The organism is Mesobacillus sp. S13 (genome assembly GCF_020422885.1).
Taxonomy (GTDB): domain Bacteria; phylum Bacillota; class Bacilli; order Bacillales; family Cytobacillaceae; genus Mesobacillus; species Mesobacillus selenatarsenatis_A.
In genome coordinates this window covers 3,789,934-3,813,331 of record NZ_CP084622.1, presented here as the reverse complement: position 1 = coordinate 3,813,331, position 23,398 = coordinate 3,789,934, and the positions used below count along the sequence as shown (strand labels likewise).

General features: G+C 41.8%; 18 protein-coding genes and 2 riboswitches. Of the genes, 10 read left to right on the top strand and 8 right to left on the bottom strand.

The window, feature by feature from the left end; genetic code table 11:
• The first annotated feature begins 87 nt into the window (after positions 1 to 87).
• Entirely contained in the window at positions 88 to 210 is a 123-nt protein-coding gene (locus tag LGO15_RS24235; RefSeq protein WP_264163773.1) for a hypothetical protein, read from the top strand.
• Positions 211 to 322: 112 nt separating this feature from the next.
• On the opposite strand, the gene LGO15_RS19465 is transcribed toward LGO15_RS24235, so the two are convergent.
• The 3 genes from LGO15_RS19465 to brnQ are packed head-to-tail and all read right to left on the bottom strand — an operon-like array spanning position 323 to position 3,133.
• Entirely contained in the window at positions 323 to 1,249 is a 927-nt protein-coding gene (locus LGO15_RS19465; RefSeq protein WP_226087933.1) for an IS3 family transposase, read from the bottom strand.
• Positions 1,150 to 1,713: a helix-turn-helix domain-containing protein gene (locus LGO15_RS19460; protein WP_226085552.1), complete on the bottom strand. Its 564-nt coding sequence runs from the start codon at positions 1,711 to 1,713 to the stop codon at positions 1,150 to 1,152. The genes LGO15_RS19465 and LGO15_RS19460 overlap by 100 nt, the downstream gene beginning before the upstream one ends.
• A 55-nt stretch (positions 1,714 to 1,768) precedes the next feature.
• Positions 1,769 to 3,133: a branched-chain amino acid transport system II carrier protein gene (gene brnQ / locus LGO15_RS19455; protein ID WP_226085604.1), complete on the bottom strand. Its 1,365-nt coding sequence runs from the start codon at positions 3,131 to 3,133 to the stop codon at positions 1,769 to 1,771.
• 356 nt (positions 3,134 to 3,489) lie between these two features.
• On the opposite strand from brnQ, the gene LGO15_RS24230 reads away from it, so the two are divergent.
• On the top strand, positions 3,490 to 3,612 hold the full coding sequence (locus tag LGO15_RS24230) for a hypothetical protein (protein ID WP_264163772.1): 123 nt from the start codon (positions 3,490 to 3,492) through the stop codon (positions 3,610 to 3,612).
• A 342-nt stretch (positions 3,613 to 3,954) separates the two neighbouring features.
• On the opposite strand, the gene LGO15_RS19450 is transcribed toward LGO15_RS24230, so the two are convergent.
• The 5 genes from LGO15_RS19450 to map all read right to left on the bottom strand — a co-directional run bounded on the left by LGO15_RS19450 (position 3,955) and on the right by map (position 9,195).
• On the bottom strand, positions 3,955 to 5,169 hold the full coding sequence (locus LGO15_RS19450; RefSeq protein WP_226085603.1) for a M20 family metallopeptidase: 1,215 nt from the start codon (positions 5,167 to 5,169) through the stop codon (positions 3,955 to 3,957).
• Between the two features lie 191 nt (positions 5,170 to 5,360).
• The gene (locus tag LGO15_RS19445) at positions 5,361 to 6,197 is read right to left on the bottom strand and encodes a MetQ/NlpA family ABC transporter substrate-binding protein (protein WP_226085602.1); all 837 of its coding nucleotides are present in this window, start codon (positions 6,195 to 6,197) and stop codon (positions 5,361 to 5,363) included.
• A gap of 16 nt (positions 6,198 to 6,213) precedes the next feature.
• Positions 6,214 to 6,864, bottom strand: a complete 651-nt coding sequence (locus LGO15_RS19440) for a methionine ABC transporter permease (RefSeq protein ID WP_167834385.1) — start codon at positions 6,862 to 6,864, stop codon at positions 6,214 to 6,216.
• Complete coding sequence (locus LGO15_RS19435; RefSeq protein WP_167834384.1) at positions 6,854 to 7,885, bottom strand: methionine ABC transporter ATP-binding protein; 1,032 nt, start codon at positions 7,883 to 7,885, stop codon at positions 6,854 to 6,856. Before LGO15_RS19435 ends, LGO15_RS19440 begins: the two co-directional genes overlap by 11 nt.
• 87 nt (positions 7,886 to 7,972) lie before the next feature.
• Positions 7,973 to 8,075, bottom strand: a riboswitch (SAM riboswitch).
• Between the two features lie 91 nt (positions 8,076 to 8,166).
• A riboswitch (SAM riboswitch) is annotated at positions 8,167 to 8,270 on the bottom strand.
• Between the two features lie 181 nt (positions 8,271 to 8,451).
• Complete coding sequence (map, locus tag LGO15_RS19430; RefSeq protein WP_226085601.1) at positions 8,452 to 9,195, bottom strand: type I methionyl aminopeptidase; 744 nt, start codon at positions 9,193 to 9,195, stop codon at positions 8,452 to 8,454.
• Positions 9,196 to 9,496: 301 nt separating this feature from the next.
• Here map and LGO15_RS19425 point away from each other — a divergent pair, with 301 nt between their 5' ends.
• The 8 genes from LGO15_RS19425 (at position 9,497) to LGO15_RS19390 (ending at position 23,390) form a co-directional block, all read left to right on the top strand.
• Positions 9,497 to 10,483: an ABC transporter permease gene (locus LGO15_RS19425; RefSeq protein ID WP_167834382.1), complete on the top strand. Its 987-nt coding sequence runs from the start codon at positions 9,497 to 9,499 to the stop codon at positions 10,481 to 10,483.
• 84 nt (positions 10,484 to 10,567) lie between these two features.
• Positions 10,568 to 11,395: a carbohydrate ABC transporter permease gene (locus LGO15_RS19420; RefSeq protein WP_167834419.1), complete on the top strand. Its 828-nt coding sequence runs from the start codon at positions 10,568 to 10,570 to the stop codon at positions 11,393 to 11,395.
• 208 nt (positions 11,396 to 11,603) lie between these two features.
• On the top strand, positions 11,604 to 13,259 hold the full coding sequence (locus LGO15_RS19415; protein ID WP_226085599.1) for a type 2 periplasmic-binding domain-containing protein: 1,656 nt from the start codon (positions 11,604 to 11,606) through the stop codon (positions 13,257 to 13,259).
• Between the two features lie 197 nt (positions 13,260 to 13,456).
• On the top strand, positions 13,457 to 15,319 hold the full coding sequence (locus LGO15_RS19410) for a sensor histidine kinase (protein ID WP_226085598.1): 1,863 nt from the start codon (positions 13,457 to 13,459) through the stop codon (positions 15,317 to 15,319).
• Positions 15,312 to 16,820, top strand: a complete 1,509-nt coding sequence (locus LGO15_RS19405; protein ID WP_167834379.1) for a response regulator — start codon at positions 15,312 to 15,314, stop codon at positions 16,818 to 16,820. Before LGO15_RS19410 ends, LGO15_RS19405 begins: the two co-directional genes overlap by 8 nt.
• Before the next feature lie 1,203 nt (positions 16,821 to 18,023).
• The gene (locus LGO15_RS19400) at positions 18,024 to 18,842 is read left to right on the top strand and encodes a glycoside hydrolase family 16 protein (protein ID WP_226085597.1); all 819 of its coding nucleotides are present in this window, start codon (positions 18,024 to 18,026) and stop codon (positions 18,840 to 18,842) included.
• Positions 18,843 to 18,849: 7 nt separating this feature from the next.
• A complete protein-coding gene (locus LGO15_RS19395) occupies positions 18,850 to 20,184 on the top strand; it encodes a GH1 family beta-glucosidase (RefSeq protein ID WP_226085596.1) in 1,335 nt (444 codons plus the stop codon).
• A 26-nt stretch (positions 20,185 to 20,210) separates the two neighbouring features.
• Complete coding sequence (locus LGO15_RS19390; RefSeq protein WP_226085595.1) at positions 20,211 to 23,390, top strand: cellobiose phosphorylase; 3,180 nt, start codon at positions 20,211 to 20,213, stop codon at positions 23,388 to 23,390.
• Positions 23,391 to 23,398: the final 8 nt, after the last annotated feature.

Below are 23,398 nucleotides of genomic sequence, written 5' to 3'. Positions count from 1 at the left end.
AAAGAAACACAAACTAAAAATGTGGATGTCAAAAGGGGTATGTCCATACAAGCTTTTTAACCAGAGTTGATAAAGGTGGTGAAGCAAATGGCTAAGAAAAAACCTAAGCATGATAAAGCTCTTCCAAAAGCGGATATTGAATTTGCAGAGGAAAGAGGAAATGGGTTTGAAAAGGTAGCATTAAAAGCTCAAAGAAAACAAAATAAATGATTCGCCTTTAAAGAGTGGGACATCCATTGAATATTTTTAAGGAGACAATTCCCTAGAAAACAAAAAGAACTGCAGAGAAATTGATGTGACCCCAAAAAGTTAGAGCTTAATATTACGCAGCGAATTGGCTGGTGTGAATCCGGTATTGAACGGGGCTCATGCCAGCCAATTTTTGCTTAATACGCTTGTTATTATAATAATGGATATATTCTTCAATCCTCTTCTTTAAATCTTCAAACGAGCATCTTTCTTGGCCATGATACATCTCCTGCTTCAATAGACCAAAGAAGTTCTCTATAGGTGAATTATCAATACAGTTTCCTTTTCTTGACATACTTTGAAACACTTTGTTTTTCTTTAATGTGTTCACCCATTTTCTATGTTGATAATGCCATCCTTGATCACTATGTACAGTTGTTCTGTACTTTGAATTCTTTGTGATTTCAAGGGCCTCATTGAGGGGTTTAATTGCGAGCTCCAAGGTTGGGCGCATACTTATCCCATAAGAAAGAATTTCACCGTTATACATGTCCATTATTGGATTTAGATACAGTTTTACACCATCTAAACACTTGAATTCTGTAATATCTGTTGTTAATTTTTGGTGGCATACCGTAGTATGAAAACGACGATTGATTTGGTACTTGGAAATTGTACCTACTTTCCCTTTGTAAGAACTGTACTTGCGAGTTTTTCGTATGAATTTGTCTCCTTTGAGTCCGAGTTTCTTCATGATACGTTGAACCTTCTTATGATTCACATTATATTCTCGGTTTCTCAATTCCAATTGAATACGACGATAGCCATAGTTGCCGTTATTTTCATCAAAAATTGATTGAATAGTTTCTTCAAGCTCCAGGTCAGGATTCTCCTTTTTCATTCTTTTAATATGATAATGATAGGAGGACTCTGGAATATTGACGATTGTTAAAACATCTTTTAATCTGTACGTTTCTTTGAGTTCGAATGATAACGCTGCTTGTGCTTTTCGAGATAGCCGTCCGGATCCATCTGAAAAGCTCGCAACTTTTTTAGATATTCTACCTCAAGACGAAGAAGTTCATTTTCTCTTTCTAACTTTTGTTCCTTTGTCTCTTCTTTTTCGTCTGTTTGTTTATTTTTTCTTTTCTTAGCTTTATCAGACATAGGTGGTCGTCCTTTCGGGTTTTCTAAGGCTTCAGCACCACCTTCATTAAAAGCTTTTTTCCATGAAGCTATGATTGGAGGGTTAGTTAAACCAAAATGAAGGGCTGTTTCCGTTTCTGAAAAACCTGTTCTTGTCATAAAGCTTAATACATCCAACTTAAATTGAACAGGATAAACCTTCTTTTGAAGTTTCCTCATTAGACCTTCCATTCCGAACTTTTCATAGATCTTCACCCATCTCTTAATTGGTGAACTGCTTGACATGCCATACTTACTTGCCAGTGTGTCATAACCATAAGTACCTCCCTGATATTCCTTCACTAGCATCAACTTAAATCGCTCACTATATTTAGCCATAAATAAACACCCCAAAAGTTAAATTTCACTCTAACTTTTGGGGTGCAGTACAAATCTACAGTTCTTTTTGATATTTTTTCATCGGTAATGGAGCTTTAGGCAAAATATAACCCACAGCAGCACCGAGGAATGCGGGAATGATCCATCCAAGACCAATTCCGTACAATGGAAGAAGGTCTGTATATAGTGACGTTACAGAGTTAAATAATGAAATATTTATATTTGGCAGATTAGACACTAATGCGTTATAACCATCAAAAAAACTCACAAAGAATGTCATCGTAATTGAAGCAGCATATACGCTTTGCTTATTCCCGAAAAGCGGGGATATCAGAGTTAATAAGATAAGGATGATTGCTAATGGATAAAGGAACATCAAAACAGGTACAGCAAATTGGATGATATTGTTCAAACCAAAGTTCGCAATAGTGAAAGAAACGATGCAAAGAAGCAGTACAAATCTTTGATAAGAAACCTTTGGCAATAGCTCATGAAAAAACTCGCTGCATGCCGTGATTAACCCAATGCTTGTTTTTAAACATGCCAGTACAATGATGATCGCAAGCAGGATGGTCCCGAATGGCCCAAAATAGTGTTGGGCAACTGCTGTGAAAATTTGTCCGCCATTTTCGAATGTTCCAATAGCCAATACGCTCGAGGCGCCCATATATGTTATGAGTCCATATAGCAGCATCATCAATGCCATTGCGAAGATACCGGATTTCCATGTTGCTTTGGCAATATCCTTCGTGGAGGTAATTCCTTGCCCTTTAATGGCATTGATGACAACAATCCCGAATGCAAGGGATGCAAGGGCATCCATTGTATTATAGCCCTCTTTGAAGCCTGTAATAAAAGCCAAATTGGTATAGGCACCGTTCGGTTCCCCAAAGCTACCCATTGGCTTGATGACGGAAATGCCAATTAATATAAATAAAAATACGAGAAAAGCAGGTGTCAGATATTTTCCGATATAATCCATGACCTTCGCAGGATGCAATGAGAAAAAGTAAACGATGGCGAAGAAAACAAAACTGAAAATCCCCAGCCATAAACCGGTTTGTCCTTGGGCAATGTAGGGTTCAAAACCAACAACGAACGGAACAGTGGCTGTTCTTGGAATCGCGAAAAAGGGTCCAATTGTCAAGTAAAGAACCGTGGCAAAGCCGATGCCGAAAAGAGGGTGCACCCTGCTGGCTAAATCACGCAGCCCAGTACTTCCCGAAAGGCCTATAGCCAGTATGCCTAGAAATGGGAGGCCGATGGCTGTTACCAGGAAGCCGATCAGTGCAGGCCAGAAATTCGTGCCTGCCAGCTGTCCTAGTTGAATTGGAAAAATCAGATTCCCCGCTCCGAAGTACATTCCAAATAGCATGGTCCCAATCAGAGCATAGGTTGAAAACGATATTTTTTGCTGCATATACACTTGTCTCCTTTTCTTGATGTTGTGATTTCTGATTCAAGCATTTTTTTAGTTGGATCAGGAGATATTTCTATAAATTATTAAACTCATGGGAAGACAGTTAAGACTTGTTCAATCCATCACAAAATCATCCAGTCTTTCTTTTCATGCAACCCAAAAGAAGAATAATACACACTACTATATATACTATCTATCCACAAGTCAATTAAATTTTTAGTATTTTTTGAATATAGGAAAGGCACTCGGTGTTTGAGTCAATCGAACAGGTATTTGTTGTAAGTGTCTATTAAAAACCCCTATTCTCATCCGATAGTATAGGGGGTTGAATTTTAGTTCAGGAGATAATCAATCTAATGACCATTGAACAAGCGGAAGCCATTTTGAAGAATCCAGAGATTGGACAGTATCTGACCAGAGAAGAAATGGAAGCAATCGACTTCTTAATCAGTGTGGTAAGATCAGAAGAACAGAAGTAGGCTTGCTTCTGTTCTTTTATTTAGGCTGTTTTCATATTGATTGTTGCTATTCGTACATATTTTAATAAAAGTTTACAGAATCATTTTAAGATCAATACCGAATACAGCAACAAAGGATATCATTACATTAAAGGGGATAATGTGCGGATAAAACCGGATTGCTTTTTAAACCAGATGCCGGTTTTTACTTTTGATTGAGAAAGCAACAAAGTTTTCGAAAAGAGCCTCTATTTAAGTTGGATATATTAAGATGGCCATCCGGCTCTCGACTAGGATAGCTGAACTCAATCATTAAAAAGAACCCTTGCTATTTGCAAGGGGCTCATTTGAAGTCAATGAATATTACTTATTTTCCGCAGCTTTTCTTAGCTCAAACTCAGCCTTGATATCTGTCAGTAATTCACGGTCTGTGATCAATTGCAAAGCTGTCAAAGCAAGTGCTTTTGCTCCTTTAAGCAAGGCCTCATCTCCCTGTTGAGAAGCGGCTGCTTCCCGGAATGGAACAGTATGGGCAACGAGATTATCCGGTCCAATTTTGATATAAGGGTGAATGGTTGGCACCACCTGGCTAATATTGCCGGCATCAGTTGAGCCAATTCCGCCCCTTTCATCGGTTGCAACTGTTTCTCCCAGTTCTTCGATTACAGTTTTAAATACTTCATTATATCGATCATTCAATAGAAGATTATCAACTTCATTTTGGAAGGCAATAACATTCAGCTTTGCACCTGTAGCCAGGGCTGCACCCTCTGCGACTGCTTTGACACGGCGGGTCACTTCATTTAATCCGCTCCGTGTTGCAGCCCGGATGAAGAACCTTGCTTTTGCGTATTCAGGAATGATGTTCGGTGCATCACCACCATGGGTAATGATTCCATGAATTCTCACATCATCGGTTAGCTGCTGTCTTAGTGAATTAATTCCATTGAAAAGCTGAATCACCGCATCCAATGCATTAATACCTTCATGAGGCGATGCGGCTGCATGAGCTGGCTTGCCAATAAATTCAAAGTCGAGTGGATCAACAGCAAGGGAAGACGTTGTCAATCTTGTTTGTCCAGAAGGGTGCAGCATTAAGGCTGCATCGATTCCTTCAACAAGGCCATGCTTTACAAAGCTTCCTTTAGCGCTTCCGTTTGGGCCGCCCTCCTCGGCAGGCGTTCCAAAAACGACAGCTTCACCGCCTGTTTCCTCAAGCACCTTGCTTAGTGCAATAGCAGAGGCAACACTTGTCGTGCCGATGATGTTATGGCCGCAAGCATGGCCTAACCCTGGAAGGGCATCATATTCTGCCAGAAAGGCGATCGATGGTCCAGCTTTTTCAGACTTTTTACGTGCAACAAAGGATGTTTCATGTCCCGCTACCGCTCTTTCAACTTCAAAACCTTCATCCTCTAAAACCTTGATGAGCCGCGCAGATGCGAAATATTCTTCATTGCCGATTTCCGGTCTTTCATGGATCTCATGGCTGGCTGATAAGTAAAGTTCTTTATTAAGCTCGACGCTTTGTGTAATAATATCCTTTAATTCCTGAAGTGCTTTAACTGGTGTGGTCATCCTGCATCCTCCTTGAGTTCTATTTAAATGGATGTTTCTGATCTAACTTATGCAACCTCTTAAGGACTGCAAGGGTCACATAGTTATCGTAAATCGATCGATGTTGAGAGTATTCGGTCGCAAAACAATTGGAAATGTGACCGTAAAGGGAATTTTCCGAATTATGGTCATAGAATTGGGCAGATGTCTTATTACCAGCCAATTTCACTAAGCGGCACAAAAGTAGGAAGCGTATTACCTTTATATTCCTTCTCGATGAACTCCTTTGTGTCATCCTGCTGGTAAAGTTCAGCTAATCTTTTCAAAGTTTTATTCTCTTTATCTTCTTCGCGGACAGCGATGATGTTGATGTATGGAGTTGCAGTTGCACTCTCAAGGAAGATCGCATCCTTCTTCGGTGTAAGTCCTGCATCAACTGCGATTCCATTATTGATGATGGATGCTGCTACATCTGGCAGTACCCTCGGAGTCTGTCCGGCAACAAGCGTCACAAATTCAAGGTTCTTCGGATTTTCAACGATTTTATCGAGGGAGCCAATACCATCGAAGCCGTCTTCAAGCTTGATCAAACCAGCTTCCTGGAGTAAAAGAAGTCCTCTTCCCATATTGGTAGCTTCATTTGCAAGAGCAATCTTTCCGCCCTCAGGGATGTCTTTCACGTCTTTGTATTTATCTGAATAGAGACCCATTGGTGCAATAAGTGTGGTAGCGATTGGTACAAGGTCTAGATTATGTTCCTTGATAAAAGCGTCAAAATAGGAAACCGTCTGGAATGAGTTTGCATCCAGTTCACCCTCTGCAAGTGCCAGGTTCGGCTGAACATAATCAGAAAAAGTGACGATTTCGACTTCAATTCCTTCTTTTTCTGCTTTTTTGGCAACGAAATCCCAGACTCGGTGATCGGTTCCGCTGACGCCAAGTTTCACTTTGACGGTTTCGCCGCTTTTAGCTGATGATGAAGAGCTTGAGCATGCGGTGCTAATTAATGCGAGACTAAGTACAATCAATAGTAATAGTAGTTTTTTCATTTTGTTTTCCTCCTGGTTATCTTCTTCTGATTTTTTTAGCTGATATATTTCCAAGGGATTGAAGTCCCTGAACCATTACAATCAAGATGCCAACTGTGATGAACATTGTCTGGGTATCAAAGCGCTGATAACCATATGTAATTGCCAGGTCGCCCAGGCCGCCGCCGCCGATTGCTCCGGCCATTGCTGATGCACCGATCAATCCAACCGTCGCAATCGTAAAAGCAAGGATCAGCGAGCTCATCGCTTCGGGAAGAATAAATTTGAAAACAATCTGCCATGGTGTGGCACCCATTGATTCAGCTGCCTCAATCACTCCGGGATCCACTTCCAGCAGGGAGTTCTCTACCAATCTAGCAATATACGGACCGGCATAGAAGACTAGTGGAACTACAGCCGCTGCTGTACCAATTGACGTACCAACAATCAGCCGGGTCAGCGGGATGATTGCGACCAGCAGGATAATGAATGGCACTGATCGAAAGACGTTGATGAGACTGTTTAGTACATTGAAGACAGGGGCGTTTTCAAGTAAATGGCCTTTCCTGGTGACCACAAGCGCGATTCCCAGCGGCACTCCGAGGACTGCCGAAAACAGGAGGGAGAACGCAACCATTTGCAGTGTTTCGATTAAGGCCTGAATAATTTGCTCTGAATTAACTAGCATGTGCTGTCACTTCCTTTATGCTTACTTTTTGCTGATCGATAAAATTAAGGGCTCTCAGAATTTCTTTATCACTGCCCTGAAACTCGACAATCAGGTTTCCGAATGGGATTCCTTGAAGCTCTGTGATATTGCCGAAAAGAACATTGACGTTGATATCGAATTTCTTTGAAAGCTGGGACAGAAGCGGCTGACCGGCTGACTGACCGACAAAGTTGATGCGGAATACCTTATGCAGTCCTGAATTTTCTTCAATAATCCTGTACACGGAATCAGGAATGCTGTCATTCATGATGGTGCTGACGAAATTTCTTGCCGTTTCTGTTTTAGGCGCTGAAAAAACACTGAAGACAGTATCTTCCTCGATGATTCTTCCATCCTCGATGACAGCAACTCTGTCACAAATTTCCCTGATGACGGACATTTCATGGGTAATGATTAAAATCGTTATGTTGTACTCCTTATTGATTTTTTTCAAAAGCTGCAGGATCGAGCTGGTTGTCTGCGGATCCAGGGCAGATGTCGCTTCATCGCAAAGCAGGATTTTCGGCTGGGTTGCCAGAGCCCGGGCAATTCCGATTCGCTGCTTCTGGCCGCCCGAGAGCTGGTCTGGATAATTGTCTGCTTTATCAGCCAGTCCGACAAAGTCGAGCAACTGATAAACCCGCTCTTTGATTTTCACCTTCGGAAGCTTACTGAGAATGAGGGGCATCGCAACATTTTCAAATACTGTCTTGGAGTTTAAAAGATTGAAATGCTGGAATACCATCCCAATATTCTTTTTAACCTCTCTCACTTCTTTTACAGACAGGGAAGTCATATCGCAGCCATCCACAATCACCCTTCCAGATGTCGGCCGTTCCAACAAATTCACACAGCGGATCAGCGAGCTTTTTCCCGCACCGCTAAAACCAATGACTCCAAATATCTCTCCTTCTTTAACTTCCAGATCGATTCCATTAAGTGCCGCTACCTTATTCCCGCGGCTTTCATAAACTTTCTCCACTTGTTCAAACGTAATCAACTGTCTTCCTCCTTTGTAGATGAATAAAAAAACCTCTTCCCGGAAACAGGAAGAGGGCATGCCGCAATGAATGCAGGACAATTACTCTTCTTATCTCCCAAGCTATTGCTTGCTGGATTTGGCACAGTCCTCATTTGAGTCCGCTGCCGAGGCTTCATAGGGCCAGTCCCTCCGCCTCTCTTGATAAGAAAGTATCGATATTAAATTAAAAGTGGGGATATTTTGAAAAGCAAAAAGTCCCCTTCAGAAAGAAGAGGACATCAAAATTAAAAGTCGGCCTCTTCTTATCTGTCAAGCTCCCGCTTGCTGGATTTGGCACAGTCCTCCAAAGGAGTCCGCTGCCGAGGTGTCATAGGGCCAGTCCCTCAACCTCTCTTGATAAGAAGTAACGAATATTGAGTTATGAATCTTGTTTATTACTTTACTGTGTCAAAGAAAAAGTGTCAATCATTTTTGTTGTATTTTTTTTAGTAATACGAAAAATAGGAATATAGTATTAAATAAAAGGAATTGGCCAAAAAAATAGAACCCCTGCAGCAGCAAGGGGTTCCATCGGGAAAAGAGCTCTATCGGGTAATCACAATCGGCCCATTTTTCGAAAGGATGATCGTATGCTCGCATTGAGCGACAAAGCTGTTTTCTGTTACATAGGTCCATTCGTCGTTTTCATTTTGGAAGACTTCTTCTTCGCGTGTTGAGATGAATGGTTCGAATGCGATGACCATTCCTTCTTTTAACAGTTCGTCATCCCATGGCTCATGATAGTTGTATATGTGATCGGGGGCTTCATGGATAGTACGCCCAATTCCGTGGCCAGTAAGGTTTTTGATCACTGTCAGTCCGTTCTTTCGCGCGGTCGCTATAACTGCTTTGCCAAGTCCGCTTTTCTTCGAGCCTGGTTTCGCTTTTTTCAAGCCTGCTTCAAAAGCCTCTACAGCCGTTTCACAAATCTTGGTTAAAATCGGATCACCTTCGCCAACGACGAACGAGATGCCAGTATCAGCGAAATATCCATTTTTTGAGCCGGAAACATCGATATTCACGATATCGCCCTCTTTGATCACACGGCTGCCCGGAATCCCGTGGGCGACTTCTTCATTCACACTGATGCATGTATATCCTGGGAAATTGTATTCCCCCTTTGGAGCGGAAATAGCTCCATGCTCATCAAACAACCTGCCTGCCATTTCATCGAGCTCTTTGGTGGTAATTCCAGGTGCAGTCTTCCCAACTAATTCTTCGCGAATCAAGCCGACAATCCTGCCGATTTCTTTTAATCCGTTAAAATCTTCTTCTGTTTTCGCAATCATAATTTATTCCTTTCCAATAGCATCGATTTAAAAAACTCTACGATTAGATTATCCTTTTTAAGCTTGAAAATCCATTCTTTAGGTTTGTGGTCAGTCTGGATTGAATCCGGATACTGCTTACAGCAACAATCTTCCTGTCTTCCGTGAAAACGATACCAATATGATGGTATCAATATTTTGCTCTATCACCCAAAAACTAAAAAATTGGTACCATAAGCAAAATTCGATGGCTTATAAATGTAAGCCCTTTTTTCTATGATAAAGGTACAAGAAAGACAACAGCAACTAAGGTGGTGAAGAAATGGAAGTCAAGATCCAACAGCCGGTCGAACAACAAGTCAGCGACACCATATTGGCAGAGCCTACAAAAAAAGAAAAAATTAAAAAAATCAAAAAGACAATCATTTCTCAAAAGTATTTGCAAACGATGGCTCTTCTCGGGGTAGTTTGGATGTTCATCTTTAACTATATCCCAATGTATGGGTTAATCATCGCATTTAAGGAATACAGCATCATAAAGACAATCTCAGAAGCACCATGGGTTGGCTTGATGCAGTTCAAGGAATTCATTCAGGATGAAAACTTTTGGATCGTCCTGAAAAACACACTTGGTATCAGCTTGATAAAATTACTCATTGGTTTCCCGCTTCCAATCATTTTTGCACTTTTACTTAATGAGCTAACTTCCATGAAGCTTAAGAAAGCGGTTCAGACCATTTCTTACCTGCCGCACTTTATCTCTTGGGTAGTGCTTGGCGGAATTTTGACTACCTGGCTGGCAGATATCGGAGTCATTAACGATATTTTGCTAGGTTTAGGATTAATCAGCGAGCGTACAAACTTCCTTGCTGAACCTGATAACTTCTGGGCAATCGTCATTCTTTCAGATATTTGGAAAGAGCTTGGATGGTCAGCCATCATTTATCTAGCAGCAATCGCTGGTGTATCACCTGAATTATACGAGTCATCAACGATTGATGGAGCTAATCGCTTCCAAAAGATGTGGCATGTTACATTGCCGTCGATTCGTCCAACGATCACAATCCTGTTCATTCTTGCTGTAAGCGGTGTCTTGAATTCAAACTTCGATCAAATATTGATCCTGCGTAACTCTTTGAATGAAAGCGCTAGTAATGTAATTGATATTTATGTCTATCAAATGGGACTCCAGAACGCCCGTTACTCTTACGCAACAGCAGTTGGGTTATTAAAAGCAATCATTGCCTTTATCCTTCTCTTGTCTGCTAACAAGATTACGAAGAAACTGAATGGAACATCTTTATTCTAAGGGGGTGGGGTTGTGTTTAAGCTTTTTAAACGGAACCGGCGAACAACAAGCGAATATATCTTTGACAACGTTAACATTCTCATCATGCTCTTTATCTGCGCGATTACGGTCTACCCGATCTGGTATGTTCTCGTCAACTCATTGAATGATGGCGTTGATGCCATGCGAGGCGGAATTTACTGGTGGCCGCGAGAGTTCACTTTAGAAAACTACAAGGCAGTTTTTGAAACGCCAGGCATTGTTACATCGTTTGGGGTGACAATTGCTAAAACAGTAATCGGAACAATCACCCATGTATTTTTCACCGCAATGGTTGCCTATGCCATTTCAAGACGTGACCTTTACGGCAGGAATTTCTACATGCTGGTCGGTGTCATCACAATGTTCTTCAGCGGTGGATTGATTCCTTACTTCCTATTGATTAGGGACCTAGGGTTGTTTGATAACTTCCTGGTCTATATTATCCCGACAATGTTCAACTTCTTTCATCTGATCATCTTTGTATCGTTCTTCAGGGAATTGCCAACTTCTCTTGAGGAAGCCGCAAAAATAGATGGAGCAAATGATTTTGAGATTTTTATAAAAGTAATCATCCCGCTTTCTATGCCGGTTATCGCAACAATCGCATTGTTCCAGGGAGTATATCAATGGAATGACTATTTTGCCGGAGTTATTTTCGTGAATAATCCTGACCTGCAGCCAATTCAGACCTATCTATACAAGGTTGTTGCTGAGTCCAGCTCTAACCAGATGATGACGAATGCAGCAGGATCGATTGCCACTAAGACGGTAACATCCCAGTCTATCAAACTGGCAACGATGGTTGTTACAACACTTCCAATCATGTTAGTCTATCCATTCCTGCAAAAATACTTTGTAAAAGGAATGCTGATTGGTTCAGTAAAAGGTTGATCTGTTAACTTCGATTTAAATTTTTCTTCAATGAAGAAATTTAAATATCTGGCTTCATTATCGATTGTCCTGCTTTATGTGTGAAGGATACCCCCTTCTGATCTTGGGAAAGGCTGGTAGTTAGGAAAAAAGCCTTTCCTGCCCTTTTAAAGCAGTGTACATTTAATAATGTGGCCCCAAAAAAACAAACAAGAGAGAGGGTCAAAAAATGAGGAGAAAATTCTTTTCCAAAGGCTTTTCATTATTGCTTGTTCTATCATTGGTTTTAGCACTATTTTCAGGCTGTTCCAGCAAGACAAATGAAAACGCTTCCGATGAAAAGGACGCAGACAAACCAAAAGCGACAGCTGATGCTCCTGGCTGGCAATCCAATAAGGATCCAATTACGTTTGATTGGTATGTGAACTTTTCATGGTTCGCGCATAAATGGGGTGACGATGCTGTTTCCAAGTATGTAACGGATAAGACAGGTGTTTCAGTCAACTTTATCTCACCTGCTGGAAACGAAGCAGAGAAAATGAACACTATGATCGCATCTGGAAAGCTACCTGATTTCATCACAATCGGCTGGTGGGAAGATGCTGTCAAGAAAATGATCGAAGGTGAACTTGTCCTTCCATTAAATGAACTTGCAGACCAATATGATCCATATTTTTATAAAGTAGCAGATGGAGCAAAAGTAGAATGGTATAAGCAAGAAGATGGCAACACGTATGGCTACCCGAATGCTTCTTCTTCACCAAAGGATTTTGACAAGTATAAAGACCTTAAGCCGTCCAACCAGACATTCCTTGTAAGAAAGGATATGTATGAAGCGATTGGCAGCCCTGATATGAGCACTCCAGAAGGATTCTTGAAGGCTCTTGAAGCTGCTAAGAAGGAATTCCCTGAAGTGAATGGTGCGCCATTGATTCCATTTGGGTTGAATGAGTTTACTGATGTAGGTAATACTTCTCTTGAAGGCTATCTGCAGAACTTCCTGAATATCCCTATGGAAAAAGACGGTAAGGTTTATGACCGCAGCCAGGATCCTGAGTATCTTGCTTGGTTAAAGACTTTCAGAGAAGCAAATGACAAAGGACTTCTTGCGAAGGATATCTTCATTGACAAGCGTCCACAGATGGAAGAAAAGATTTCACAAGGCAGATACTTCGCAATGCTTTACCAGCGCAGTGACCTTGCAGCGCAACAACACGCATTGTATGCAAAAGATCCTAATTCAGTGTATATCGCAGTTGACGGCCCAGCGAACTCTAATGGAGACGGCCCTGCATTAGCAGGTGACAGCATCTCAGGCTGGACAGTGACTTTGATTTCTAAAGATGTAAAAGACAAAGAAAGAGCAATTCAATTCTTGACTTACATGATCAGTGAAGAAGGACAAATGGACCTTTACATGGGCAAAGAAGGCGAAACGTATGACATGGTTAACGGCAAGCCTGAATTCAAGCCAGAGGTTCTAGAGCTATTGAACAAAGACCGCGCTGCATTTGACCAGCAGTATGGTGCTTCATTCAAATACTGGATGCTAATGGATACAAACATGAGCCTTGCCTGGGCACCGCCAGCTTCTGAACCATTCAAGCAAATGGAAGACTGGACGAAAGGAAAGACAGTCAGCTATGCTGAATTTGACGGCATCAGCCCGACTGGAACTTCCGCTGAAGGTGTAGCAGCAAGCAAAATCGCTCAGGAATGGGGCAAAACTCTTCCTAAGCTTCTGTTAGCTAAATCTGATAAAGAATTCGATAAGATCTTCAACGACTTCCTGAAGAAACGTGATTCATTCGGCTATGAAAAAGTTGAAAAGTATCAGCAAGAAATCTACGAAAAGAACAAAGAGAAACTTGATGCAGCAAGTTAAATAAAGACTTTAGGAAAGACTGTTCCTTCTTGAATTAATTTTCTTGAAGGGGCAGTCTGTTCCTGCTTATTTGGTAAAGTCATGTACAAAAGAAATCTTGTATGAAAAATATTCATTGAATTGAAACAGATTAATACGTTTTGTACCTTATATAAGATTTATAATTTTTATGTGGATAAAAGATGGATGTGAGACAGATGAACTTTCCAAAAAAACTCAATAAGGCAGCAAAAAGCATTGACAGGCTTTCGCTGCAGCAAAAACTGATTGCCTTATATATTCTCATTATCATTATTCCTATTATCATTTTTATCTCGATCTTTTCCAGCAATGTGTATGACAGGGCAATCAATGAAATAAGGATTAAAAGTGAAAATGCTCTTGAAATCGAGAAAATCCATATAAAGAACAATATTGAATCAATGAGGCGAACGGCCCAAATGGTCGTTTCGGACATAGAATTCATTGACTTTGTCAAAAGCAGGAACGAAGCCAATATCAATCAGTTAATTGATTTCAGAATGAATGAGCTATCGAATGTCACAAGGCTGCAGGCTAATAACCCAGCGATTGAAAATATCCGTCTGTACACCACCAATCCGTATATAACCGAAATGTGGCCGATTCTATTTAAAGAAGAACGAATCATGGAAAAGCCATGGAGGGAAGAGGTTATCAACAGGAATGGAATGGAGGTATGGTGGTTTGATCAACAGACAGAGGATGTTCTGGAAAGGCTGCCATCACAAAACACAGCGAAAATCTCATTGTTACGCGAGCTCGATTATCCAAAGGATGAACATTTGGGCATAATTGAAATAAATATGTTCCTAAAAAACTTTTTCCCTAAGATGTTCAGTACGGTACAGGACCCTGACTCAGTCTATGTGGTCATCGATAAGGATAACAATATGATCAGGAACTTTCACCACACCTTTTTTGAAGATGAGGGGATTGACACTGAAGAACTAAAACGTAAGTTCAACCAATCAAAGCACGAAGGAACCGGAAGTTTTGAATTCAAGAACAATGAAACTCCTTTCCTTGTCATTACTGCTTATATTGATGATTTGGATGCGTATCTGCTGAATGTTATTTCTCTAGAAGGTCTTTATGCAGAAACGGCTAAAACGAGGAACATCATCTTTAGCGGGATTATATTCCTTGTCATTGTTCTTTCATTTGTCACGTATGTGTTGATCTTATTGCTCCTGAAAAAAATGTACAAGCTGAAGGACTCGATGAAGCGGGTAGAACAAGGGGATTTTTCGGTCGATGTCGAGATTGACGGACAGGATGAGATTTCGGAACTGGCATTTCATTTTAAAAGCCTTCTTGGTAAAATGAATGGATTGATTGCCGACGCTGTCAACAAACAGGCAACGGCAAAAGAAACAGAATTGAAGGCTTTGAAAACCCAAATTGATTCGCATTTTCTTTACAACACCCTGGAGAACATCAAGATGATGGCTGAAATTGAAGGGCAATACGCTATTTCAGACTCAGTTACGTCACTGGGAGAAATGATGCGTTACAACCTCAAATGGAAAAATGACTTTGTTGTTCTTGATGAAGAATTGAATTATATAAAAAACTATGTCGATATTATGAATCTCCGTTTAGATGGATTGCTCACCCTGGATATTGATGTCCCGGATGAACTGCGTGATCAGGAAGTTTTGAAAATGTCACTGCAGCCGATCATTGAGAATGCGATCAAGCATGGAATCATTCCTAACCATGAGAAAACAGAGGGAATCTTGCAGGTAAGTGCCAGATGTTCTGATGATTATGTCATCATTGAGTTAAAGGATAATGGCATCGGGATGACAGTTAAGGAGTGTGAAGCTCTCAATGAATCAATCCGTACAGGGGTGGCAAATAAGGTTCCTGTCTCAAAAGGCGGGAATGGAATTGGAATCCATAATGTGAATGAGAGAATCCAACTCTACTATGGCAAAGAATACGGAGTGTTTGTTACAAGCGTCAAAGGCGAATTCACGATGGTGACGGTAAAAATGCCTTGTAAAATAATGAAAGGGGGCAGCCAAAGTGTATAAAGTCCTTATAGCTGATGATGAGAAAAATATTAGATTAGGCATACAGGCTATGATCAAGCGGGAATTTCCAGATTTAGAAACATTCATTGCTTCAGATGGCCAGGAAGCCCTTGAACTTATACAGGAAAAAGAACCGCATATCGTCATTACGGATATTAAAATGCCGAGGATGGATGGAATTCAGTTAATCAAGGAGCTCCAACAAAAAGAAATTCAACCGTCACTGTTGATCCTCAGTGGATATGATGATTTTACGTATGCCAAGGAAGCGATCAAGCATAAGGTAAAGGATTACCTGCTTAAGCCGGTCAACAGGACAGAGCTATTCAAATCATTGAATCTGATCATGGAAGAACTGGAACAAAGCCAAAAAATGACCTACCAGCACATGGATGAATACCGTGCAAGCCAACTGAATTACATTTTGCTCAACCCTAATATTCAAGAAGGAGTAGTAGAAGATCTTTACAAGAAAATGAAGATTGAATCCTTTCCTGAAGGGTATTATGTAGGGATCATTGAAGCGGATGGAGATGTCGGAGGAGAAGATTTTCTCAGTAAAATTAATCAGCTGCTCCTTTCCAGTAGCGACACGATTCCATTTCTGGATAAAGACGGCCGGGTAACGATCATTTCAGCGGATATTGAATTATTTACCTTATTGAAGGAACAGCTTGGAAGAGACAGGCATTTGGTTTTTACGATCGGAATAAGTGAAAGAGAGTCGGACTTACGAGACTTGAGAAAAACCTATGGTCAGGCAGTCACTGCCCTGAAGTACCATTTCCTTTATCCGCGACGACAGATCATTTTATATGAGAATATCAAGGAGAAACCAGAGGTAGAATCTCTTCCGGCAGATTTAATCAATAAAATATCCAATATGCTGGGGACTGAACGTGAGAAGGAAATTAAAGAAAACCTAAGGCAGGTTATGGATTTTGATCTGATTGCCCACAGCAGCATTGATTATCTTGAAAATCTCAACAAGGAAATCAACGAAACGATTTTTAAAGGCTTTTTCAAGCGGCTGGGAGAAGAATCTCTTGTTACGTTCGAGCTTTTGAATAAAATCGACAATATCTATAACTTCGATAACTTCCATGAATACTTCCATGCACTTGAAGATTTGCTGATGAGAATCCATGAGTACCATAAACAAATGAAGTCCGTATATTCAGAGCAAAAGTATATGGACCGTGCCATTGCGTATATCAGGGAGAATTATCATAAGGACTTGAATTTAGCAGTCGTCGCCAATTACATTTCCTTGAATTATTCCTATTTCAGTCATATGTTCAAGGAATATATCGGCCAAAACTTCGTTGATTACTTAAAAATGGTCAGAGTGGAAAGCGCAAAAAAACTGCTGGAAGAGACAGATTTTAAAATACTCGAAATCAGTGAAATGGTAGGGTATAAAAATCCCAAGCAATTTGCACGGGTATTCCGGGATGTTGAGGGAATATCACCAAAAGAATATCGCGAAAAGAACGGATGAAGAGAGCTGAATAGGCTCTCTTTTTCTATTTAGGGATTGTCCGAAGTGCCCCCGAGTTCGGACAAAAACTCGCTGATGCGTCTTCATTTTGTCTGAAGTAGCTCCGGGTTCGGACAAAAAACCGTTGATGCGTCTTCATTTTGTCTGAAGTGGCCCCGGGTACGGACAAAAAACCGTTGATGCGTCTTCATTTTGTCTGAAGTGCCCTCGAGTTCGGACAAAAAACCGTTGATGCGTCTTCATTTTGTCTGAAGTAGCCCCAGGTTCGGACAAAAACTCGCTGATGCGTCTTCATTTTGTCTGAAGTAAACCCAGGTTCAGACAAAAAACCGTTGATGCGTCTTCATTTTGTCTGAAGTGCCCCCGAGTTCGGACAAAAAACCGTTGATGCGTCTTCATTTTGTCTCAAGTAGCCCCAGGTTCGGACAAAGTACCGCCTGTGCGACCTTATTTTGTCCGAAGTAGCTCCGGGTTCGGACAAAATATTGTCTGTGCATCTTCATTTTGTCCGAAGTGCCCCCGAGTTCGGACAAAAAACCGTTGATGCGTCTTCATTTTGTCTGAAGTAGCCCCAGGTTCGGACAAAGTACCGCCTGTGCGACCTTATTTTGTCCGAAGTAGCTCCGGGTTCGGACAAAATATTGTCTGTGCGTCTTCATTTTGTCCGAAGTGCCCCCGAGTTCTGACAAAAACTCGCTGATGCGTCTTCATTTTGTCTGAAGTGGCCCCGGGTTCGGCCAAAAACTCGTAGGTGCTACTTCATTTTGTCTGAAGTAGCTCCGAGTTCGGCCAAAAACTCGTTGATGCGTCTTCATTTTGTCCGAAGTGGCCCCGGGTTCGGCCAAAAACTCGTTGATGCGTCTTCATTTTGTCTGAAGTAGCTCCGAGTTCGGCCAAAAACTCGTAGGTGCGACTTCATTTTGTCTGAAGTAGCCCTAGGTTCGGACAAAACAGCGATGGTGCTACATCATTTTGTCCGAAGCAGCACTAAGCTCAGCAAACTCTATGAAAATCCTCCATTTTGGCCGTTAACACAGAATTTTTAGGAGTTTTTGGAAGTGTTTTCACCCGGAATTCCGTTCTTCTAAAATATTGACACCCTAAACAAAATTCTCTATCTCAAGATGCTTTGCTGGCAAAGGTAGAATAGGAATTGAGATATATTTTGTTCGAAACAATCAGTTTCTGAAAGGGGAAGTTTAGGTGGAGCAAAAAAATCAGGGGAAATTAAATAAAGAAATGATGACGCTTTCAAAAACTGAAGCAGAGTGGAGCTTGGTGTGGGAAGAGAACTTTGACCTACCTGATATAGATGAAAGTAAGTGGAATTTCGTTGAAGCGGGAACAGGGTTTGGCAATGAAGAATCCCAGTTCTATACAAGACGGAAAGAAAATGCGCGGATTGAAAATGGCATGCTGGTGCTAGAGGCAAGGAATGAGGAGTATAACGGGATGGATTATACCTCCGCTAAATTAACGACGAGAGGCAAGGCTGCCTGGACTTACGGACGATTTTCAATTCGAGCGAAGTTGCCTGAAGGCCAGGGGATCTGGCCGGCAATCTGGATGATGCCAGAAGATATGGAACTGTACACAGGATGGCCAGCCTGCGGAGAAATCGACATCATGGAGCTGATCGGACATGAGCCTGGTACGGTTTATGGAACGCTGCACTATGGCATGCCCCATACCTATACAGGAGAAAATTACACACTGCCTGAAAACAAGAAGTTCTCTGAGAATTTCCATGTCTTTACCCTTGATTGGGAACCAGGAGAGTTCAGATGGTACGTGGACGATGTCCTGTATGCAAGGCAGACTGAATGGTTCAGTAAAGCTCCGGATTCAGAGGAGCAGCAAGCAGGGTTTGCGCCGTTTGACCGCGAGTTCTACATGCAGCTGAATCTAGCTGTTGGCGGAAAGTGGCCGGGATATCCTGATGAAACAACCCAGTTTCCTCAACGGATGACAGTTGATTACATTAAAGTTTACAAAAGAGAAAAACAAATACAGCAGAGGTGAACAGAAGATGAACAAGTTTTCTAAGGATTTTATTTTTGGTACAGCAACATCATCCTATCAAATTGAAGGGGCCTACCAGGAAGATGGCAGAACCCTTTCAATATGGGATACGTTTTCCCGGACTCCCGGAAAGGTCTTCAATATGGATAACGGGGATATCGCCTGTGACCATTACCACTTATATGAAAAGGATATTGAAATTTTAAAAACGCTTGGTGTGGATTCTTATCGCTTCTCGATTGCCTGGCCAAGGATTTTCCCGGAGCAAGGCAAGTATAACGAAGCTGGAATGGACTTTTATAAAAAGCTAATAACACTTTTGAATGAAAATGGCATCAAGCCAGCTGTTACTCTTTACCACTGGGATTTGCCAATGTGGGCACATGAAAAAGGCGGCTGGACAAACAGAGAATCCGTCAATTGGTTCATGGAGTATGCCGACAAATGCTTTGAGGAACTTGATGAGCATGTGGAAATGTGGATTACCCATAATGAACCGTGGTGCGCAGGTTTCCTCGGCTATCATCAGGGTGTTCATGCTCCTGGACATACCAATATGGATGAGGCGGTGAAGGCTGTCCACCATATGCTTCTATCCCATGGGGAAGCAGTTTCCCTGCTGAAAGGAAAATTTGCTTCGTCAACTCCGATCGGCATTACGCTTAATCTGTCACCAATTTACCCGGCAAGCAATTCTGCCAATGATCAGTTGGCTGCCAATAATGCGGATGGCTACACTAACAGATGGTTCCTGGATCCTGTGCTAAAAGGATCTTACCCAGCGGATATGATGAATTTGTTTTCCAAATATGTCCATTCCTTCGACTTCATCCAGGAAGGAGACTTGGAGAAGATTTCGGTCGAGTGTGATTTCTTTGGCATCAACTATTATAATCGCAGCCTTGTTGAATTCAATGCAGCATCGGATTTCCTGTTCAGGAGTGCCTATTCAGATTATCCTAAGACCGGAATGGGATGGGATATATCGCCGGCTGAATTTAAGGAACTGATTCACCGCTTGCGCAAAGAGTATACGAATCTCCCTATCTATATAACTGAAAATGGCTCGGCATTCGATGATCATGTTTCGGATGACCACCGAGTCCATGATTCCGGCAGGCAGGACTATGTTGAAAAACATATCCGTGCGGTTGCGGAACTTAATGAAGAGGGCATGAACATCGCCGGATATTATCTATGGTCGTTGCTCGACAATTTTGAATGGGCATTTGGCTACGACAAACGTTTTGGGATCACATATGTTGATTTTGAAACTCAGGAAAGAATCCTTAAGGATAGCGGCTACCGTTATGCAGAAATAATCAGGAACCGTTCAATCTAAATCCAATGACTTCGGAGTGATCAATAATGGAAAGATACCGCTTTGATGATAATCAATATCTTGTAATCGAGGAATTTGACCAGGCCAAAACATTCTCAAGCTTCCTTCCTGGTCTGGCAGGTTTATACGGAATACCAATCTGGGCGTTCTACGTCAACAGAGGGCAGGGAATCGTCAGTTTCGGTGTGCAGGATAAAAATCATGCTATAACTGAATTTTTCCCTGCAAACCAGGCATATCAGCGAGTAGGAACCAATGGTTTCCGCACTTTTATCAAGCTGAATGGAAGCACCGTTTTCGAGCCATTCTCTTCATACGGCAGTAAAAAAGACCGAAAGAGAACGATGTCTATAAAAGAAAATGAAATGAAGCTGGAAGAAATCAACCATCAATATGGCGTGAAAACGGTAATAACGTATTTCACACTTCCGAATGAGAACTTTGGCGCTCTCGTTAGAAAGGTAGAAGTCGAGAATCTTTCTGATGGTCCGCTTGAACTTGAGGTCATTGATGGACTTCCTGCAATCATCCCCTTCGGAATTGATGATGCGGCCTATAAAGCAGTTGGAAATACGCTGAAAAGCTGGATGGATGTATTCAATCTGGAAAATGGCATTCCATATTACCGAGTCCGGTCATCAACGAATGATTCGGCGGAAGTTGAAGAAGTATCAAAGGGACATTTTTATTTAAGCTTTGATGATGAAGGGCAACTGATCAAACCAATCGTGGACGCGGATTTGGTTTTTGGTTCAAACAGTTCGCTGTCATATCCTGACGAGTTTGACAGAGTATCCATCAAAGAGGCATTAGCTGCTGAGCCGGTAACCTCCAATAAGGTTCCTTGCGGTTTCTCCGGTTTGGAGAGAGTGCTTGAGCAAGGTAGGAAGCTGAGCTTCCATACACTAGTCGGCCATGTGAAGGACATTGAAATTATCAATGAAAAAGCAGCTGACATTAGAGCTGCTGGATATATGGAAAGAAAATACGAAGAAGCGCAAAGTCTTGTTACGGAGATTACGAGGGATGTTGAAACAAAGACAGCGTCACCGTTATTTGATGCCTATGTAAACCAAAGCTACCTTGACAATGTACTGCGCGGCGGTTTTCCTATTGCATTGGAGACGGATGATTCTGCGTTTACTTATTATGTTTTTTCCCGCAAGCACGGAGATTTGGAGAGGGATTATAACTTTTTCTCGCTTGCACCTGAATACTTCTCGCAGGGAAACGGAAATTTCCGTGATGTGAACCAGAACCGCAGGAATGATGTGTTTTTCCATCCTGAGACGGGAGACTACAATATCAAGCTGTTCATGAGCCTGATCCAGGCGGATGGCTATAACCCGCTCGTTGTAAAAGGAGCAAGCTTTGAACTAAGAAATCAGTCTGATTGGGGATGGCTGGATGAACTGGTTCCTCAGCAGAAGGACGCTGAATTCATTAAGAAGAAGCTGAGCGGAACCTATACACCAGGCGATTTACTACAAACGATTTCGGACAGCGATATTCAGCTTACATCCTCACTTCCGGATTTCCTGAAAAAGGTTCTTTCAAGGAGTTACCAGAACATTGAAGCGGAGTTTGGAGAAGGCTACTGGATGGACCACTGGACGTACAATCTTGATCTGGTTGAAAATTATTTGAAGGTTTATCCGGAAAATAAAGCGCAGCTATTGTTCGATGATTATGGCTACAAATACTTCCACAGCCCTGTATTTGTGAATCCGCGTTCTGAAAAATATGTCCTGGCTAATGGCAAGGTCCGTCAATACGATGCCATCACTGAATTTGGTCACCAGAAAGAGTCAAATTGGGTGAGGAAGCCTGACGGTGAATTCTTTACATCCAATCTTTACAGCAAACTGTTGTCACTGGCATTGCTGAAATTTTCTACATTGGATCCATATGGTATGGGTATGGAAATGGAAGCGAATAAGCCAGGCTGGAATGATTCCATGAATGGCCTGCCAGGGATCTTCGGTTCAGCAATGAGTGAGACATTAGAGCTGAAACGCCTCCTGGAATTCGTCATTTCTTCTGGAGAAGTTGGTGAGCTGGAGGTTACACTTCCTACAGAAGTGGTCGATCTGGCTGAAACAGTTGTGGTACTTCTGAAACAATTTGAAAATGGCGAGCTGGACGATTACAGCTACTGGGATCAAACAGCGGCTGCCCGTGAAAAATATCGCGAGTTAGTGAAAAACGGCTTTGAAGGTACGGAAAAGACCATCGAGTTACAAAAGCTTACTGCTTATGCACAGCAAATGCTTCTTAAGACTAAAGCAGGAATTGACAAGGCGACGGAGCTTGGCAATGGGCTGATTCCTACGTATTTCTCTTTCGAAGCTGCTGACTGGGAGAAAATCGTCGATGACAACGGAAATGAAATCCTGAATAAAAAGGGCTTGCCGTTAGTCAAGGTCAAAACCTTCGAAGTATCTGCTTTACCGCATTTCCTGGAAGGGCCTGCAAGGGCGCTGAAAACTGCCGATCAGCAAACAGCAAAATCGACATATCAGCATGTAAGGAACTCGGAAATTTACGATGCGAAGCTGAAAATGTATAAAACTTCTGGATCTCTCGAAGACCAAACCTTTGATATCGGTCGTGCGAGGGCTTTCACTCCTGGTTGGCTTGAGCGTGAGTCCATCTTCATGCATATGGAATTCAAGTATCTCCTCAGTGTCCTGAAGTCCGGATTATATGATGAGTTCTATGAAGATATCAACTATGCAATGCCACCATTCATGGATGCGGAAGTGTATGGAAGAAGCGTCCTGGAAAACTCATCCTTTATCGCGAGCAGCGTGAACCCTGATGCGAGTCTTCATGGACAAGGTTTTGTCGCGAGGCTGAGTGGGACAACAGCTGAATTCTTAAGCATCTGGCAATTGATGATGATGGGGAAAAAGCTTTTTAGCGTAAATGAAGAAGGATTGACACTGAAGCTTGAGCCGATTCTTCCTTCATGGCTTTTCGATTCAGAGGGCAAGGTTCAATTTACAATGCTTGGCAAGATTCTAGTAACCTATCACAATCCATCAAGGAAAGATACTTTCGGTGACGATGGAGCTAAGACAGTCAAATATGGACTCCATATGAATGGTGAAGTGGTTGAGGTGCATGGCGAACAGCTGCAAGAATCCTATGCACAAGCTGTTAGGGAAGGAAAAGTTTCAAAGATAGATGTTTACCTAGATTAATTGATGAG